This window comes from Streptomyces sp. NPDC041940, from assembly GCF_055589465.1.
In genome coordinates this window covers 228,206-245,404 of record NZ_JBVJBP010000007.1, presented here as the reverse complement: position 1 = coordinate 245,404, position 17,199 = coordinate 228,206, and the positions used below count along the sequence as shown (strand labels likewise).

Annotated in this window: 18 protein-coding genes; 10 read left to right on the top strand and 8 right to left on the bottom strand. The window is 73.0% G+C overall.

Translation table 11 applies throughout. The annotated features are described in order from the left end of the window. Positions 1 to 152: 152 nt before the first annotated feature. The 7 genes from ACZ6I3_RS15390 (at position 153) to ACZ6I3_RS15360 (ending at position 8,947) form a co-directional block, all read left to right on the top strand. Positions 153 to 1,040, top strand: a complete 888-nt coding sequence (locus ACZ6I3_RS15390; protein WP_469414912.1) for an STAS domain-containing protein — start codon at positions 153 to 155, stop codon at positions 1,038 to 1,040. Continuing rightward, on the top strand, positions 1,037 to 1,456 hold the full coding sequence (locus ACZ6I3_RS15385; protein ID WP_469414911.1) for an STAS domain-containing protein: 420 nt from the start codon (positions 1,037 to 1,039) through the stop codon (positions 1,454 to 1,456). Before ACZ6I3_RS15390 ends, ACZ6I3_RS15385 begins: the two co-directional genes overlap by 4 nt. Beyond that, on the top strand, positions 1,456 to 1,896 hold the full coding sequence (locus ACZ6I3_RS15380) for an anti-sigma regulatory factor (RefSeq protein WP_469414910.1): 441 nt from the start codon (positions 1,456 to 1,458) through the stop codon (positions 1,894 to 1,896). The genes ACZ6I3_RS15385 and ACZ6I3_RS15380 overlap by 1 nt, the downstream gene beginning before the upstream one ends. Next, complete coding sequence (locus ACZ6I3_RS15375) at positions 1,896 to 3,281, top strand: anti-sigma regulatory factor (protein ID WP_469414908.1); 1,386 nt, start codon at positions 1,896 to 1,898, stop codon at positions 3,279 to 3,281. The genes ACZ6I3_RS15380 and ACZ6I3_RS15375 overlap by 1 nt, the downstream gene beginning before the upstream one ends. Then, the gene (locus ACZ6I3_RS15370; RefSeq protein WP_469414907.1) at positions 3,278 to 5,008 is read left to right on the top strand and encodes a PP2C family protein-serine/threonine phosphatase; all 1,731 of its coding nucleotides are present in this window, start codon (positions 3,278 to 3,280) and stop codon (positions 5,006 to 5,008) included. Before ACZ6I3_RS15375 ends, ACZ6I3_RS15370 begins: the two co-directional genes overlap by 4 nt. A gap of 230 nt (positions 5,009 to 5,238) precedes the next feature. Continuing rightward, on the top strand, positions 5,239 to 6,612 hold the full coding sequence (locus ACZ6I3_RS15365; protein WP_469414905.1) for an NAD(P)/FAD-dependent oxidoreductase: 1,374 nt from the start codon (positions 5,239 to 5,241) through the stop codon (positions 6,610 to 6,612). Positions 6,613 to 6,703: 91 nt separating this feature from the next. Next, positions 6,704 to 8,947 (top strand): FUSC family protein, encoded by a 2,244-nt coding sequence (locus ACZ6I3_RS15360; RefSeq protein WP_469414903.1) that lies wholly within the window; start codon positions 6,704 to 6,706, stop codon positions 8,945 to 8,947. A 12-nt stretch (positions 8,948 to 8,959) separates the two neighbouring features. Here the strand turns inward: ACZ6I3_RS15360 and ACZ6I3_RS15355 are convergent, their stop codons facing one another. The 5 genes from ACZ6I3_RS15355 to ACZ6I3_RS15335 form a co-directional block, all read right to left on the bottom strand. Next, entirely contained in the window at positions 8,960 to 9,394 is a 435-nt protein-coding gene (locus ACZ6I3_RS15355) for a hypothetical protein (RefSeq protein ID WP_391111676.1), read from the bottom strand. A 28-nt stretch (positions 9,395 to 9,422) separates the two neighbouring features. Beyond that, positions 9,423 to 10,262, bottom strand: coding sequence for a DUF1206 domain-containing protein (locus ACZ6I3_RS15350; RefSeq protein ID WP_469414902.1), 840 nt, complete (start codon positions 10,260 to 10,262; stop codon positions 9,423 to 9,425). 168 nt (positions 10,263 to 10,430) lie between these two features. Next, entirely contained in the window at positions 10,431 to 10,667 is a 237-nt protein-coding gene (locus ACZ6I3_RS15345; RefSeq protein WP_469414900.1) for a DUF5133 domain-containing protein, read from the bottom strand. A gap of 29 nt (positions 10,668 to 10,696) precedes the next feature. Then, complete coding sequence (locus tag ACZ6I3_RS15340) at positions 10,697 to 11,560, bottom strand: SigB/SigF/SigG family RNA polymerase sigma factor (RefSeq protein WP_469414898.1); 864 nt, start codon at positions 11,558 to 11,560, stop codon at positions 10,697 to 10,699. Between the two features lie 201 nt (positions 11,561 to 11,761). Next, entirely contained in the window at positions 11,762 to 12,196 is a 435-nt protein-coding gene (locus tag ACZ6I3_RS15335) for an ATP-binding protein (protein ID WP_469414897.1), read from the bottom strand. Between the two features lie 274 nt (positions 12,197 to 12,470). Here ACZ6I3_RS15335 and ACZ6I3_RS15330 point away from each other — a divergent pair, with 274 nt between their 5' ends. Together ACZ6I3_RS15330 and ACZ6I3_RS15325 are read left to right on the top strand one after the other, a co-directional pair. Continuing rightward, positions 12,471 to 12,692: a hypothetical protein gene (locus ACZ6I3_RS15330; RefSeq protein WP_469414895.1), complete on the top strand. Its 222-nt coding sequence runs from the start codon at positions 12,471 to 12,473 to the stop codon at positions 12,690 to 12,692. 284 nt (positions 12,693 to 12,976) lie between these two features. After that, positions 12,977 to 13,432: a cyclic nucleotide-binding domain-containing protein gene (locus ACZ6I3_RS15325; protein ID WP_469414893.1), complete on the top strand. Its 456-nt coding sequence runs from the start codon at positions 12,977 to 12,979 to the stop codon at positions 13,430 to 13,432. A gap of 4 nt (positions 13,433 to 13,436) precedes the next feature. Here ACZ6I3_RS15325 and ACZ6I3_RS15320 read toward each other — a convergent pair whose 3' ends face one another. Then, on the bottom strand, positions 13,437 to 14,729 hold the full coding sequence (locus ACZ6I3_RS15320; RefSeq protein WP_469414891.1) for an MFS transporter: 1,293 nt from the start codon (positions 14,727 to 14,729) through the stop codon (positions 13,437 to 13,439). Between the two features lie 83 nt (positions 14,730 to 14,812). Further along, the gene (locus ACZ6I3_RS15315) at positions 14,813 to 15,430 is read right to left on the bottom strand and encodes a LysE/ArgO family amino acid transporter (protein ID WP_469414890.1); all 618 of its coding nucleotides are present in this window, start codon (positions 15,428 to 15,430) and stop codon (positions 14,813 to 14,815) included. 81 nt (positions 15,431 to 15,511) lie between these two features. Here ACZ6I3_RS15315 and ACZ6I3_RS15310 point away from each other — a divergent pair, with 81 nt between their 5' ends. Beyond that, positions 15,512 to 16,411, top strand: a complete 900-nt coding sequence (locus ACZ6I3_RS15310; RefSeq protein ID WP_469414889.1) for a LysR family transcriptional regulator ArgP — start codon at positions 15,512 to 15,514, stop codon at positions 16,409 to 16,411. 11 nt (positions 16,412 to 16,422) lie between these two features. Here the strand turns inward: ACZ6I3_RS15310 and ACZ6I3_RS15305 are convergent, their stop codons facing one another. After that, a complete protein-coding gene (locus tag ACZ6I3_RS15305) occupies positions 16,423 to 17,130 on the bottom strand; it encodes a TetR/AcrR family transcriptional regulator (RefSeq protein WP_469414887.1) in 708 nt (235 codons plus the stop codon). Positions 17,131 to 17,199 lie beyond the last annotated feature (69 nt).

Sequence of the window (17,199 nt, the reverse complement as noted above, 5' to 3'; positions counted from 1 at the left end):
ACCCGGTGCCCTCGCTCCGCGTCGCTTGCGCCGGATCCGGTGTCGTACGAGGTCGGGGCATGGTTAGAGTTGTCGCCCGGCAAGTGTGATCATGCCGTTCTCGTTTCCCGAAGCGGGCTCGGTCGACGCAACGCGGAAGAGGAGAGAACCAGGTGCCGGAGCAGGAAGCGGACGGACAGCTCGAAACGCCCACGCGGGAGGTCAGGGACTTCCTGCACCGCCGGCGTGAACAGATCGCCCAGCGGTGGGCGGACGAGCCGCTGTTCCGCACCGTGTTCACGGTCTCGCGCGACGAGGCGGTGGAAGCGGGCAAGGCCGTCGTGGACGCGCTGGCGCAGGTGGCCGACTCGGACCAGGTGGAGGACCCGGACTCCGCGGGATTCAGCGGGGTGCGGGAGCAGCTGGCCCGGATGGGCGCGGCCCGTTCCCGTGCCGGGCTGTCCAACACCCAGGTCTCCAGCGAGCTGGCCGCCCTGCGGCCGCCCGTCGAGAACCTGCTGGCCGCCGACCTGGAGCAGGCGCCGCCCGAGCACCTGCGGGCGTGTTCGACGGCGTTCGCCGTGCTGATGGGCACCCTGCGGCTGGTGGCCATGCAGACGGCGCTGAGCGAGTGGGAGGCGCTCAGCGACCGGCAGCGGCTGCAGCTGATGGAGGTGGCCACGCCCGTCATCCGGCTGTGGGACGGCATCGTGGCCGTGCCGCTGATCGGCACGCTCGACAGCGCTCGCAGCCAGGTGGTCATGGAGACGCTGCTGGACGCCGTCGTCGACCAGCACGCCCGGTTCGCGATTCTGGACATCACCGGCGTGCCCACGGTCGACTCGCTGGTGGCGCAGCACCTGATGAAGACCGTGGCCGCCGCGCGGCTGATGGGCGCCGAGTGCATCGTCTCCGGCATCCGGCCCGCCATCGCGCAGACCATCGTCCACCTCGGTCTGGACCTGGACGTGATCACCCGTGCGAACCTCGCCGACGCGCTGGGGTACGCGCTGCACCAGCTCGGCGCGGGCATCGTGAACGCGGGTACGGGACAGCGGTGAGCGACGCCTTCCTCCGTCCCGTCACGGGCCATGTGCCGGTCCTGCGGCTCGGCGACGTCCTCCTGGTCACGCTCCAGGGGGACCTGCACGACAGCACGGCGCAGCAGCTCCAGCAGGACCTCGCGGAGACGATCTCCCGTACCGGGGTGCGCGGTGTCCTCATCGACATCTCCGGCGTGGAGATCGTCGACTCCTTCCTCGGCCGGGTGCTGGCCGAGATCGCCGCGCAGGCCAAGCTGCTGGCCGCGCGGACCGTGGTGGCCGGCATGCGCCCGGCGGTCGCGATCACCCTGGTGGAACTGGGGCTGACGCTGCCGGGGCTGCGCACCGCGCTCAGCACCGAGGCGGGCATGGAGCTCCTCACGCAGCAGCAGCCGGTGACCCGTCCCGGCGGCCCGCGTCAGGAGAGTTTGTGATGCACACTGCCGCGGGCGTGGAGGCCTGCCTGCCCATCCGGTCGGACCTGGACCTGGTGTGGGTGCGACAGCATGTGCGGCAGGCCGCGGCCCTGCTCGGCTTCGGCCTGGTGGCGCAGACCAAGCTGGTCACCGCGGCCAGCGAGCTGGCCCGCAACACCCTGGTGCACGGCGGTGGCGGGCAGATGGAGGCGACGCACGTCAGCAGCGCGGGTGCGCGGGGCCTGCGGCTGGCCTTCACCGACGAGGGGCCGGGCATCGCCGACCTGGACCGGGCGCTCAGCGACGGCTACACCTCCGGCGGCGGGCTGGGGATGGGGCTGAGCGGCGCGCGGCGCCTGGTGCACGACTTCCACGTCGACACCACGCCGGGCGGCGGCACCACCGTGCGGGTGACCTGCTGGGTCGCCCACCCGCCGCGTCCGCGCGAGGAGGTCTGATGCCGCGCGTGTGGGACGTCCCGGTACGCGACTCGACGCGGGTGCGCGACGCGCGGGTCGCCGCGGAGGACGCGGCCGCGCTGGCCGGCCTCGACGAGCGGCGCACCGCGGCCGCCGCGCTGGTCGCGACCGAGCTCGCCACGAATCTGCTCAAGCACGCCGAGGGTGGTCAGGTGCTCATCGACGTCGTGGCGCCGACCGTGCTGCGGGAGGGACGTGACGAGTCCCGGGTCGTGCAGATCACCGCGATCGACCACGGCCCGGGCATCGCCGACGTGCCCGCGGCGCTGCGCGACGGCTTCTCCACGACCCGCTCGCTCGGCGCGGGCCTCGGCACGTGTCTGCGTCTCGCCGACGACTTCGGCCTGCACAGCACGCCCGGCCGCGGCACGGTCGCGGTGGCGCGCGTGGGCGCCACGCCCCGCGCTGACGGCACGCCCGCCGGGCCGGCTGTGCGCGTGTGGGCCGACGGGGTCTCGGGAAGCTGGGGTGACATGCCCGGGGCCGACACGCCGGGTGGTGCCGTGCCGGGGTGGTCCGGTGGCGGAGTTTCCGGCGGCGCGCTGCGGCCGGCGGGCGTGCCGGGAGGTGCCTCGGAGGGTGGCCGCCCGCCGGGCGGAGCCATGGCGTGCGGCAGCCGGACGGGGCACGCGAAGGTGGCCGGCGAGCCGGGCGCCGGGCAGGCCGGGGACAGGACCTGGTCCCGGCCGGTCTCCGATGTGCCCGGGCAGGAAGGGCGGCCCGGATCGTCGTACGACGACCCCGCTCCCCTCGCCCCTGTGCGGGCCGGAGGCGTGAACATCCCCTACGCCGGAGCCGAGTGCTCGGGCGACGCCTGGGCGTGGGTGCGGGCCGGGGAGCGGGTGACGCTGATGCTGGCGGACGGTCTGGGGCACGGTCCGGAGGCCGCTCGTGCCTCGTCGGCCGCGGTCGTGGCGCTGCACCGCTGGGCCCACCTCTCCCCCGCCGAGGTGCTGCGGCAACTGCACGACGCGCTGAAGGGCACCCGGGGCGCGGCCGTCGCCGTGGCGCAGCTCGATCTGCGGGCCGGGCGGCTGCGGTTCGCCGGCATCGGGAACGTGGGGGCGCGGCTGCGCACGGACGGCACCTGGCGCCATCTGCTGTCGCGGCCCGGCATCGTCGGCGTCCACCGGCCCGGCACCCTCCGCGAGGAGGAGGCCGACTGGGCGGACGACCGGCTGCTGATCCTGCACACCGACGGCCTGCCCAGCCGCTGGACGCCGCCGTCCGGCGCCGGGCTGCCCGCGGCCGACCCGGCCGTGACGGCCGCCGTGACGATACGTGACGCGAGCAGTCCCGCCCGGCCGGTGCGGGACGACACCGCCGTGGCCGTGCTGACTCCGACCCCGCCGGAACGCCCATGATGCGCACTTGGCAGATCACCACCGTCACCGATGCGGCACGTGCCCGCATCGCCCTCGCGCGCCTGGCCGCCGCGTACGGTGTGCCCACCGTCGAGCGGACGAGGCTGGCCGCCGCGCTCAGCGCCCACCTGCGCCAGTGCCTCACCAAGGGCGGCACCTGGCTGCTCACGACGGACCTGGCCGGCTCGCCCGCCGAGGAGGGGCTGCTGCACGCCGTGGTGACCCCGTCGCCGGAGGCGTCCGCCGCGGCCGGGGAGCCGCCGTGGGAGGTCACGGTCCCCTGCCCCGAGGCGGCCCGGGCCGGGGAGAGCGGCAGCGTCGCGGACGACCCGGCCGCCCTCGCGGAGGCACTGCTCGGTGCCGACGAGGACACGGCCGTGGTGCTGGACAAGCTCACCGAGCAGGAGGACCTGGTCTCCTTCCACCGGGAGGAGCTGCACCAGACGAACCAGGGCGTCCTGGCGCTGCACGCGGAGCTGGACGCTGCCGGGCGGGCCCAGCGCGAGGCCTTCGCCGCCGAGCGCAGGGCCCGCACCGAGGCGGAGAGCGCCCGCCGCAGGCTGACGTTCCTCGCGGACGCGAGTGCCGTGCTGACGGCCTCGCTCAACCACGAGGAGATCGTCCGCCGGCTGCCGGACCTGCTGGTGCCGGAGTACGCGCGCAGCGTCGACATCTGGCTGTTCGACCACGAGGACGACCGGCACGGGTCGGCGCCGCATCCGGCAGCCGCCGTGGTCGCGGCCCGGACCGGCCGGCCCCAGTACGCCGCCGACCATCCGGGTGGCCTGCCCGGCGTCGAGGACCAGCCGCCGTCGGCGCTGGATCCCGGGCGGCCGCTGCTGTGTGTGCCGCTGCCGACGCGGCGGGCGCCGCTGGGAGTCCTGACCCTGTCGCCGCCCGGTGCGCGCTGGGACCCGGACGACGCGGTGATGCTCATCGAGCTGACCCGGCGGGCCAGCATCGCGATCGACAACGCCCGGCGCTTCGAGCACAACCGCGACATCGCCGAGACGCTGCAGCGCGCCCTGCTCACGGACCTGCCGACGACGCCGGGCCTGAGCCTGGCCGCCCGGTATCTGCCGGCCACGCACGGGATGAACATCGGCGGTGACTGGTACGACGCGTTCCGCCAGCGGGACGGCGGTCTCATCACCGTCATCGGCGATGTGACCGGGCACGGGCTGCACGCGGCCGTCATGATGAGCCAGCTGCGCACCGCGCTGCGGGCGTACGCCGTCGACGGCGACAGCCCGGGCCGGCTGCTGACCCGGCTGCACCGGTTCCTGCACCATCTGCAGCCCGACCTGTACGCCACCGCCGTCATCGCGCGCTTCCACCCGGACGAGCCCACCCTGACCTGGGCTGCCGCGGGGCATCCGCCTCCGGTGCTGCGGCTGCCGGACGGGACCGTGCGCACGCTCGACGCCAAACCCGGCGCCATGCTCGGCATCCCGCTCACCCAGGAGATCGCCGACCACACGGAGCACGTGGAGCCCGGGTCGACGCTCGCGCTGTACACGGACGGGCTGGTCGAACGGCGCGCGCAGGGCATAGACCCGGGCATCGAGCGGCTGGCCACGGCGCTCGGCGGGTTCCGTTCCGCGGAGCTTGACGCGGATCTGGAGGGCTCGGCGGACCGGCTCCTGCCTCCGCTGCTGAGCGATTCCGAGCGCGACGACGACGTGTGTCTGTTGCTGTGTCATCTCCACGGGGACGCCACGTCCTGACGGCGTGGTCCGGCCGGCGTCCGGCAGGCCGTGCCTTGCACGCGTTCTTCACTCCCGCCTGGTGCTTTTCGGCCATGGGGCGGGCATGGTGGTGATCGACGCGTTCGTCTGCATGCCGCGTCCGGCTGGCGTCCCGGTCGGACACGCGGTGGGATCGAAGGGGTGCGAACCGGCGATCCAGGGGCAGTCGGAAGGCGTTCGAGGCAGACCGCCTGGAGCCGCAGAAAGGGATGAACACCGTGACACGACCCAGGATCCTGGTGGTTGGCGCAGGCTTCGCCGGCGTGGAGTGCGTCCGCCGTCTGGAACGGAAACTCTCCCCGGACGAGGCCGACGTCACGCTGGTGACGCCGTTCGCCTACCAGCTCTACCTGCCGCTGCTTCCCCAGGTCGCCTCCGGCGTGCTGACGCCGCAGTCGATCGCCGTGTCCCTGCGCCGCAGCAAGAAGTACCGCACGCGGATCATTCCGGGCGGGGCCGTCGGCGTCGACCTGAAGTCCAAGGTCTGCGTGATCCGCACCATCACCGACCAGATCGTCAACGAGCCGTACGACTACATCGTGCTGGCCCCCGGCAGCATCACCCGTACCTTCGACATTCCGGGTCTGACGGAGCACGCGTTCGGGATGAAGACGCTCGCCGAGGCGGCGTACGTCCGTGACCACGTCATCTCGCAGCTGGATCTGGCCGACGCGAGCCAGGACCCGGACGAGCGGGCCTCGCGGCTGCAGTTCGTGGTGGTCGGCGGCGGCTACGCGGGCACCGAGACCGCGGCGTGCCTGCAGCGTCTGACGCATGCCGCCGTGAAGCGCTACCCGCGGCTGGACCCGGGGCTGATCAAGTGGCATCTGATCGACATCGCGCCGAAGCTGATGCCGGAGCTCGGCGAGAAGCTCGGCAGCAGCGCGCAGGAGATCCTGCGGCGGCGGGGCATCGAGATCTCCCTGGGCGTCTCCATCGCGAAGGCGGGCCCCGAGGAGGTCACCTTCACCGACGGGCGGGTGATCCCGACCCGCACGCTCATCTGGACCGCCGGGGTCGTCGCCAGCCCCCTCATCGCCACGCTCGGCGCCGAGACGGTCAAGGGACGGCTCGCGGTCGCCCCCGAGATGAACCTGCCGGGCAGCGACGGCGTGTTCGCGCTCGGCGACTCGGCCGCCGTGCCCGATCTGGCCAAGGGCGACGACGGCGCCATGTGCCCGCCCACCGCGCAGCACGCCCTGCGGCAGGGCAAGCATGTCGCCGACAACGTCATCGCGGCGCTGCGGGGACAGTCGATGCAGCGTTACGTCCACAAGGACCTCGGACTCGTCGTCGACCTCGGCGGCACCGACGCGGTCTCCAAGCCGCTGGGCATCGAACTGCGCGGCCTGCCCGCCCAGGCCGTCGCCCGCGGCTACCACTGGTCGGCCCTGCGCACCAACGTGGCCAAGACCCGGGTGATGACGAACTGGCTGCTCAACGCGGTGGCCGGCGACGACTTCGTGCGGACCGGCTTCCAGACCCGCAAGGCCGCCCGGCTGAAGGACTTCGAGTACACGGACGCCTATCTGACGCCGGAACAGGTGCGGGAGCACATCGAGGGGACCGGCCGGCGGGACTAGCGGGACTGGGCAGGGTCGAAGGGGAGCTTCCGATTCCGGCATGACATGCTGAGACGCGGATCTTGGTGTGGTCGGGAGAGAGTGCGGCGGCGTGAGGGCAGCGGGACGGTCGGTGTGGACAGGACTGCGGGACCGGATCGCGGCGAACGACCCCGGACTGCTGCGCCTGACGGCCGGGTTGCGCACGGTCGGCGCCATCACGCTCACGCTGGCCGTGCTCAGCCTGTTCGGGGCCGATGTGCACCTGCTGGTGGCCGGGGCCATGGCGGCGATGGTCGCCACCTTCGCCATCCGGGAGAAGCAGCTCGGCCCGCAGGCCGTGACGCTGGCGCTGGGCCTGCCGGTGGCGCTGGCCTCCGTGTCCCTGGGCGCGGTGCTCAACGCGCGTCTCTACGTCGGTGACATCTTCTTCGTCGTCCTGATCTTCTGCGCGGTCTACGGCCGCCGGTTCGGCGACCGCGGCACCGCGCTGGGGCTGATCGGCTTCCAGATCTACTTCCTGTCCCTGTTCGTCGGCGTCACCGTCTCCTCGCTGCCCGCGCTGTGCGGCGTGATGGCCGTGGCGTTCTGTTCCAGTGCCGTGCTGCGCTTCGCGGTGGTGCCCGCGACGCCGACGGGCGTCCTGATGCGGCTGCGGCTGGCCTTCCGCGCCCGGCTGGCCCAGCTGGTGGCCGCGCAGCTCGACCTCCTCGACGCCGACGGGGACGAGATGGACAAGGCCCTGGACGCCGTGCGCGAGGGCACCGGGCGGCTGCACGAGACGGCCATGATGATCCAGGCGCAGCTGGACGAGGGCACCCCGGACGAGTCGGTGGCGCGGCTGGTGCAGCGCCGGGTCGCGGACGCGGAGATCGCCGCCGAGCGGCTCGGTCTGCTGTTGCTGACCGCCCGCAGCGCCGAGCGTGCCGACACGCTCACCCTGCACCTGCCGGGCGCGCCCGCGCCGTCGCTGAGCGCGCCGGCGGTGCCGGACGAGGCCACCGCCACGCTCCGCCGGGATCTCCAGGCGCTGCGCACCCTCGTGCTGCGGGCCGGGAGCGGCGATACGGGAACGGCGCTGGCGCACCTACGCAACCGGCTGCTCGGCTACCGGGACGAGGAGAACCTGCCGCCCGCACCCGCGGCCGTCCAGGACGTCTTCCGGGGCATCGGCGAGGCGGCCCGCGCGGTCATGGGGCTGCGGATCGCGCTGGACGGTCCGCAGGACGAGTCGGACGACACCCCTGCCACGGCCCGCTCCCGCGAGGAGCTGGACGCCGAGGACGCCGCGATCGACGGCGGCGGCGAAGAACCGGCCGCCGAGGAGGAGACGGGTCTGCGGCGACCCACCACCCGCGCCGCCGTGCAGGTCGCCGTCGGCTCGACGCTGGCCATCGTGGGCGGCGAGATGCTGTCCACGCAGCGCTGGTACTGGGCGGTGCTGACCTGCTGGATCGTCTTCCTGAACACCGCCTCCACGGGCGAGATCCTCGTCAAGGGCTACCGGCGGCTGCTCGGCACGGTGTTCGGCGTCGTGGCCGGAATCGTGCTGGCGGGCCTGGTCGGGCACAACACCTGGACGGCGTTCGCGCTGGTACTGGTGCTGATCTTCGCGATGTTCTACTCGGCGCCGTTGTCGTACACGCTGATGTCGTTCTTCGTCACGGCGATGCTGGGGTTGCTGTACACGCTGCTGCACACCTACAGCCTCGACGTGCTCGTGCTGCGGGTGGAGGAGACCGCCCTCGGCGCGGCGTGCGGCGTGTTCGCGGCGGCGCTGGTCCTGCCGGTGCGGACGGACCGCCGTACGAACGAGTTGCTCGGCACCGTGCTCGACCGGCTGGCCGACGTCACCGAGGCCGCCGTCGGGCAGCTCAGCGGCGGGCCCGCGGACGAGCTGCTGGACAAGGCGCGCGACCTGGACCAGGCGCTGGCCGACCTGCGGGCCGCCACACAGCCGCTGACCCACCCGGTCACGCCGCTGCGGGCGCGGCGCCACACGGCCCGCTACGTGGTGGCGCTGCTGGAGACATGCGCCTACCACGCGCGGACGCTGGCGGCGACCGCCGAGCTGCTGCCCACGCATCCCTCGATCGCGGCGGACCCGCGGCTGCGCGGGGCCGCGGCGCGTACCGTGCGCAACATCGGGACCATCGCGGCCCGGGTCGAGGACGAGCACACCGGGGCCCGGGTCGAGACCGGCCCGAGCATCGCCTCACTGCTGGGGTCCGACGCCGGCACACCGCGCTACGGCCGGATCACCGACCGCGTGCTGCGGCACCTGGAGCGACTGGACGAGGCCGTGGTGGGCCTGGCCCGGCCGCTCGGCGTGCCGGTGGCGGAACCCCGGAGCTGAGGCGGGTACCGCTCAGAAGTCCGTGGGCAGTCCGCTCACCTCGGCGATGCCCCGGAGCTCCTCGGTCTGCTTGTGCCGTTCCTTGATGTAGTCGGCTATCTCGCCGAGGCGGTCGGGGTCGGACGCGGTGGTCGCGTCCGTGACGATCCTGACCGGGCCGGCCTCGTCGACGTCGAGTTCGACCACCTCGTTGTCCAGGCGGCCGGTGACGGCGGTGGCGATGACGAGGGCCACCTCGTCACGCACCTCTTGGGGCAGTTCGTCGCCGGCCCCTGAATCGAGCGCGAAGTCGAGGCTGGACAGGCGCTCCTCGTCGATCGCCTCGAGGACCGGTTCCACCACGCGCATCAGAAGGCGGTAGTCCTCGGTGTCCATCCGGATGCGCAGGAGGTCCAGGTACATGTCCACGGGCCGGTCGTCGCCATGCGGAATCTCGGAATCGCTCATTGGCTTCGTGTTCCCCGCGGGACGCGGCTCAGACGCGTCGCCAGCGGGCCATCGCGAAGGAGAACACCCCGAACAGCACCAGCCCGGCCGCGACGCAGACCAGGAGCCAGGGGCCGAGGGGCGTGTCGGCGAAGGTGCGCAGGGTGTCGTCCAGGCCCTTGGCCTTGTCGGGTTCGTAGTCGATCGCGGCGCGGACGGCGAAGACACCCGCCACGGCGAAGACCAGCCCGCGCGCGGCGCCGCCGGCCACGCCGGTGACGTCCACCAGCCGCCGGGTGCGGGGGCCCATCTGCCCGAGCCGGAGCTTGTCGTGGTACTTGCGCAGGACCGCCCGTACGCCGATCCATCCGCCCGCGGCGACGACCGCGAGCCCCGCCGCGCCGACCAGCCACTGCCCGCCGGGTACCTCCAGTGCCCTGGCGGTGGCGTCCCGGGACTGCTGGTCGCTGGAGCCGCCGCCGCTCTGGTCACGGCTGGCCGCGAAGGACAGCACGGAGTAGGCGACGAAGGCGTAGAACACGCAGCGGACCGCTGCCATCAGCCGCTTGCGGGCGCTGCGGCCGTCCTGTCCGACGGAGCCGAAGAACACCTCGGACAGCCGCCACAGGGCCATGCCGACCAGCCCGATGCCCAGGGCCCAGAGCAGTACCGCTCCGAACGGCTTCTGCGAGATCGCCGCCAGGGCTCCCCCGCGGTCGGCCTGCTCCTTGGTGTCACCGAAGGCGATCTGCAGCGCCAGCGCGCCGACCAGCAGATAGATCACGCCCCGGGCGGCGAATCCCGCCCGTGCCGCCCCCTCGGTCACCGAACCCCGTGCCGCCCGTCGGGCTCGGAACCGTCCGGTCTGTGCCAGCGCACTTGTGTTCATGTCAGCCTCCCGGCGTTCCGGATGCCCCGGCACGGCGGCCACACACCCGGCCGGCCCCCGGACCAGCGCATTCCGGCCTGGCCGCCCGGGAGTGCCCGGCCGTGGCGGGTACGCGAAAGGGCCCGGCCGCGGCTGATGCCGTCGGCCGGGCCCCTGTTCCGCCCGTGGTCAGGTGACCAGGGCAGCGGTCTCCCGGGGCGGTGCGGGTGCGGTCGCGAGCCACCGGTGTGCGGCTTCCAGGGCGCTCCCGATGTCACGGGTGCCGGTGGACACACACAGCGTGTACGCCAGGTCGCGTGCCCGCTGACCGGGCTCCGCCGGTGCGCCTGCGGCCCCTGCGGCCGATAACAGTGCCTCGTACTCGTCGACGAGGCGGCGCAGCACCGCGGGATGGGGTCTCAGCATGTGGTTCTCGCTCCTCGTGGGTCGGTCGGTCAGGCCGTCGTGGAGGTGCCGCCGCTGTCCTGGGCGCCCGTCCGCTGCCCCAGGGCCTCGTCGCGCACGCGGGCGCAACTGCGGCTGATGAGCCGGGAGACGTGCATCTGCGATATGCCGAGGTGGTCGGCGATGCGGCTTTGCGTCATGTCCTCGAAGAAGCGCATGTAGAGAATGGCCCGTTCGCGTTCCGGCAGCCGGCGCAGGCCTTCCTTGGCGGACTCGCGGTCGACCACGACGTCGTAGGAGGCGTCCGCCGCGCCGAGGGTGTCCGCGAGGCTGTAGCCGTCGTCGTCGGCCGAGAGCTCGGCGTCCAGCGACAGGGTGCTGAAGCTCTCCAGCGCTTCGAGCCCGGCGCCGACCTCTTCCTCGGTCAGGCCGGTGCGGGCGGCGAGGTCGGCCACGGAGGGCTCGGGGCTGCCCGGGTTCTGGGTGAGTTCACGGCGTGCCACCCGCACCTTGTTGCGCAGTTCCTGAACCCGGCGGGGGACCCGCAGGGCCCACATCCGGTCCCGGAAGTGCCGCTTGACCTCGCCGGTGATGGTGGGGACGGCGTAGCTCTCGAAGGCTCCCCGGCTCGGGTCGAAGCGGTCGACGGCCTTGACCAGCCCGAGAGCCGCGACCTGCTTCAGATCCTCCAGCGACTCTCCGCGGTCGCGGAAGCGGCCGGCGATGCGGTGGGCCATGGGCAGCCAGAGCGCGACGAGCTCGTCCCGGACGGCCTCCCGCTCGGGCCCCTCCTCCAGTTCCGCCATCCGGGTGAAGAGGGCCGCGGTGTCCGGGGCGTCGTCGTGCCGCCGCCGGGCGGCGGTGGTCGTCGTTCCGGGCGTGCCGGGGCGGTTCGTGGGCGTGTCGATGAGCATGCGGATTCGCTCCTGACAACGGTGATTTCAGGGTCTACCGCGGGAAGGTCGCCGCCCGGATCGCCTGGAGGGCCTCCGGGGCAGTCATACCGCTCCCGCCGGCGCGCCTCCGGTCCGAAGCACGAGGTTGCGACTGCCCTGCCCCCGGTGGAACAAACTCCACTTTGCTGTGCAATCTGCCCGGGAGCCGGCACCCGGGTCTCAGGCGAGGGGTACGACGGCGGTGATGCACTTGCCGCCGGCGGGCAGGTCCGCGACGCGGACGTCACGGGAGAGCCGGCACACGATGGGCCAGCCGTGGCCCCCGTGCCGCAGCCGTCCGTGCGGATCGGTCGGGGGCGCGGTGACGGGCAGTGCGTCACTGCGGTCGCTCACCGAGACTCGCACGCCAGGGCCGTCGACGTCGACCCGGAAGTCGGTGACGCCGCCGCCGTGCAGGATCGCGTTGGTCGTCAGTTCCGAGACGACGAGCAGCGCGTCGGACAGGGCGTCCGCGTCGCACGGGGTGTGGGTGTCGCGGCAGCGTTCGGCCACGGCTCGCTCCACGGCCCGGCGCGCCTCGGCGGGTTTGTACGGCCGGGCCCGGTCCGCGCCGAGCGGCCCGAATACGGATTCGATCATGTGCTCGTCGCACATCCTGCAGCTCCCTGGTCGGTGAAGACGGGAAGCCGGGTCCGGCCCGCGTTCCATGGCCACCCGCACGGGCACGCCTGGGGCTCACGGTGCCCGCTGCTTCCTTCAGCCTGCCGCGGCGTTCGGGGCGCGCACCTCGCGAGCGCCGCGGTCCTCTTCTCTTCGGCTGACCTCTCCCCGCACCTGCAAACCTCCGGTCCGCCTCCTCCTGTCGAAAAGCCCCCGAACGGCCGCCGGTCGGTGCCATCTCGGCGCGATGCGTGGGTAGGCGGGGTGCATGACCGATGTGGTGGACTCGGACGAACTGCTGCGGCGCATCCGGCGCGCGAGGACCTGCGCGGTACGGGAGGAGCGGACTTGGCGTGCCAGAAGCGAGGAACTGGTCGCGACCGACCCGAAGGGGGCCAGGGACGCGACCGTGCGAGGGATGTCCTACGAGGCGGTGGTCCGGGTGCTGGACGAGATCCTGACGCCGGGCAAACACAGTCCGGAGGACTGACCGGGGCCCGGCACGGAAGGTGAAACGGGTCACCCGCCCCGCTCCGGGGTGCACAGCCGGCCCATGGATGGTTTATCGTTCATTCATACGTGGTGCCGGAGTCGAACCCGTGGTCCTCCGTGCATCACCGCTAACGGCCCTGGCTGGTCTCCCCCGTCCAGCCAGGGCTTTTTCATGCCCGGAGAAAGTTGTGCACGCCGAGGTGCCCGAGACCCCGCCAGCGGCTGAAATGGGCGTAGGGAGAAAGCACCGGAAGTCGACCGCCCGGCGAGGAGCTCCGCGTCATGACCAAAGCGATCAAACTCCTGACCGCCCTGCCTCCGCCCCAGCGGCAACGTCTGATGACGCTCGCGCGGGAGGTGTCCTTCGCCGAGGACACCCGGATCTTCGAGGCGGGCGGCGCGGCCGATCGCTTCTGGGTCATCCGCTCCGGCGCGGTCTCCCTGGACCAGGAGGTCAACTCCCTGCAACGGGTGACCGTGGCCAGCCTCGGCGCGGGCGACCTGCTCGGCTGGTCCTGGCTGTTCCCGCCGCACACCTGGGACTTCGGCTCGGTGGCGTTCAGTCCCGTACGGGCCTACGAGTTCGACGCGGCGGCCGTGCTGGAGCTGTGCGAGGAGGATTCCAAGCTGGGACTGCTGCTGGTCCGGTCGGTCGCCGAGGTGCTCGCGCACCGGCTGGAGATGACCCGGGGCAAGCTGATGGAGCAGTACACACTGCACCGGCGAGGAGCCCTGTGAGACGTCAGACGCGGTAGCGGCGCAGCGCCGGGACCGCGGCGGCCAGGGCCAGCATCACGGCGACGACCAGCAGGCCGCCGCCCGTGACGGCGGTGCGGGGGCCGAAGGCGGAGCCCGCCGTGCCGTGCAGTACGTCGGCGAGGCGTGGGCCGCCCGCCACGACCACGGTGAAGACGCCCTGCATGCGCCCGCGCATCTCGTCGGTGGCGGCGGACAGCAGGATCGCGCCCCTGAAGACCATCGAGACCATGTCGGCCACACCGGCCACGGCGAGGAACGCCACGCCCACCCACAGGCTGCCGCTCAGTCCGAAGCCGGCGATGGCCACACCCCATGCGACCACCGCCCCGATGACCATCCAGCCGTGCCGTCGCGCCCGGGAGAAGGTGCCGGACAACAGGCCGCCGAGCACGGCTCCGATGGGGATCGCCGCGAACAGCAGGCCCAGCGCGAGCCCTTCGCCGTAGGGAGCGTAGGTCTGGGCGGCGAGCTGGGGGAACAGGGCGCGCGGCATGCCGAGGACCATGGCGATGATGTCGGCGAGGAACGACAGCAACAGCACGGTGTGCCCGGAGATGTAGCGGAAGCCGGCGGCGATCTCCCGTACGCCCGCGCGGCGTTTTCCCGTGCCGGACAGGGGCGGCAGCGACGGCAGCCGGTACACCGCCCACACCGTGACGCACAGGGCCAGGGCGTCGATCAGATAGAGCTCGGGCAGGCCGATCACGGGGATGAGGGCACCGGCGAGCAGCGGGCCCGCCACCTGGCCGGTCTGCATCACGGTCGAGCCGAGGGCGCCCGCCGCGGGCAGTTCGTCCTCGGGGACCAGGCGGGCGATGGAGGCGGTGCGGGCCGGTGCGTTCAGGCCCCAGAAGGCCTGCTGCATCGCGAGCAGCACCATGAGCGCGGCGACCGACTCCAGGCCGGCGAAGGCCTGGAGCCAGAACAGCAGCGAGGTGACGGCGATGCCGCTGTTGGTGATCAGCAGCAGCTTGCGCCGGTCCATGCTGTCGGCGATCGCCCCGCCCCACAGCGCGAACACGATCAGGGGCACGAGGCCCGCCAGGCTCGCCGCGCCCACCCAGGCCGAGGAGCCGGTGATGTCGTAGATCTGCTTGGGCACGGCGACGGCGGTGAGCTGGCTGCCGACGGCCGTGACGATCGTCGAGCCCCACAACCGCCGGTAGGCGGGCCGGCGCAGGGGGCGGGTGTCCATCGTCCAGCGGCGCCAGCCGCGGCGCCGGGGTGCCTCCGGCGCCGGATCCTGCTCTTTGGTCCCGCTCTCGCTCGTGTCCACTCGCCGCTTCCTGGATGCTCGCTACATCTACCGGGCCGGGGATCACTATCCCACCGGCCGCCGAGCGCCCCGGGGTCGAGGTCTCAGCTTCCGGCGATGAGCGCGACACCGAGCACGATCATGGTGGCGGCGACCAGGCCGTCCATGACGCGCCAGGCGGCGGGCTTGGCGAGGTGACGGCCGAGCAGCCGGGCGCCGAAGCCGAGGGCGGTGAACCAGCACAGGCTGGCCAGCACGGCGCCGAGGCCGAACGTCCAGCGCAGCGGGCCCTGGTCGGCGGCGACGGAGCCCAGCAGGAACACGGTGTCGAGGTAGACGTGCGGGTTGAGCCAGGTCATCGCCAGGCAGGTGAGCACGGCCCGGCGGCGTGACCCGGCCGCCTCCCCGTCCGCCCGCAGCGCGCCGCCGTCCGGCCGGATCACCCGGCGTGCGGCCAGGGCGCCGTAGCAGAGCAGGAACGCGCCGCCGATCCAGCCGACCGCTGTCAGCGCGCCAGGCCACCGCACCACCACCGCGCCGACGCCGCCGACCCCGAGTGTGATGAGGGCCGCGTCGGACAGGGCGCAGATGCCGACGACGGCGAGGACGGAGTGGCGGCGGATCCCCTGGCGCAGAACGAAGGCGTTCTGCGCGCCGATGGCGACGATGAGGGACAGTCCGGTGCCGAACCCCGCGGCTGCGGCGGTGAAGGTGCTGGTCATGACCTCGACGCTACGGATGGACCCGGGCTGGGTACAGCTAAAGATTCTTACGTATCATTAGCTCACGTGATGACTTCCGGGATGGCGGACCTGCCTCTGGACCAGGTGCGGACCCTGCTCGCGGTCGTGGACGAGGGCACCTTCGACGCGGCGGCGGCCGCGCTGCATGTGACGCCGTCGGCGATCAGCCAGCGTGTGAAGGCGCTGGAGCAGCGCACGGGGCGGGTCCTGCTGCTGCGGACCAAGCCGGTGCGGCCCACCGAGTCGGGCGAGGTACTGGTGCGGCTGGCCCGCCAGGTGGCGCGGCTGGAGCGCGACGCGTACGCGGAGCTGGGCCTGAGCGGTACGGGCGAGCCGACCCGGGTGTCGGTGGCGGTGAACGCGGACTCGCTGGCCACCTGGTTCCTCGGGGTGCTCACACGCGTGCCGGAGGAGCTGCGGCTCTACTTCGAGCTGCGCCGCGAGGACGAGGACCACACGGCGGCGCTGCTGCGGGAGGGGGTGGTGATGGCCGCGGTGACCTCGTCACCGGACGCGGTGCCGGGCTGCTCGGTGCGGTCCCTGGGGCGGATGCGCTACCTCCCGGTGGCCGCGCCGGACTTCGCCGCACGCCACGTCGACGGACGCGCGCTGGAGCAGGTGCTTCTCGACGTGCCTGTCGTGTGCTTCGACCGCAGGGACGACTTCCAGGACGGCTTCGTCCGCCGGCTCACCCGGGGGCGGAGCGGGGCGAGCGCGCTGCGGCACCACGTACCGACGTCGGAGGGATTCGTCGACGCCGTGGCCGCCGGACTGGGCTGGGGTCTGGTGCCCGAGGCCCAGGCTGATCCCCTGCTGCGCACCGGCCGGCTCGTGGCACTCGCCCCGGGCCGGACGGTCGACGTTCCTCTGTACTGGCAGCAGTGGAAGCTCGACTCCCCGGCGCTGGCGCAGGTCGCGGAGACGGTGACGGCGACCGCCGCGGAGGCGCTGCGCACCTGAGGCGTGCCGTCCTAGTCCCCCATGCTCTCCAACTGCGCCGCCGCACTGTGCAGCAGCATGTCAAGGGCGGTCGGATAGGCGCTGGTCAGCATGCGGGTGGCGAGCAGGGGTGCCGCTTCCGCGATGCGGGGATGGGTGGTGGCGGGCAGGCGGGCGTACGTCGAGCGCCACATCTCCTCGTCGGCGTGCAGTGAGGCGGTGGGCAGCGCCAGCGAGGCGGCGTCGAGCGCGGCGAAGGCCAGGGTGGTGTCGACGAAGGCGTGGTAGACCCGCACCGCGTCCGGCAGGGGGAAGCCCGCCGTGCGCAGGACGTCCAGGACCGCCTCGTCGGCGGCGAGTTCGTGGGCCCGGCCGGAGACGCGGCTGGCGGTGAGCACGGCCGCCTGCGGATGCGCCACGTACGCGGCGTGGATGCGCAGCCCGACGGCCCGCAGGTCCGCCCGCCACTCCCCCGTGGGCGTCCAGCCGCCGAGCGCCTGCCCGATCAGCGCGTCGCCGATGGCGAGCGTCAGGTCGTCCATGCCCCGGAAGTACCGGTAGAGCGTGCTCGGGTCGGCGTCCAGGGCCAGGCCGATCCTGCGGGCGGTCAGTCCCGCGCTGCCGTGTTCGTGCAGCATGCGCAGCGCCGTCTCGACGATCAGCTCCTCGGACAGCACGGTGCCGCTCTTGGTGGGCCTGCGCCGACGGCGTTTCTCCTCGGGCACCACGGGCTTCGGCACGACGGTTCCCTCCCTCGGAGCCTTATGCCAACGCCATTGACCTTAAGACACGGGGCGGCGTTTCATCTC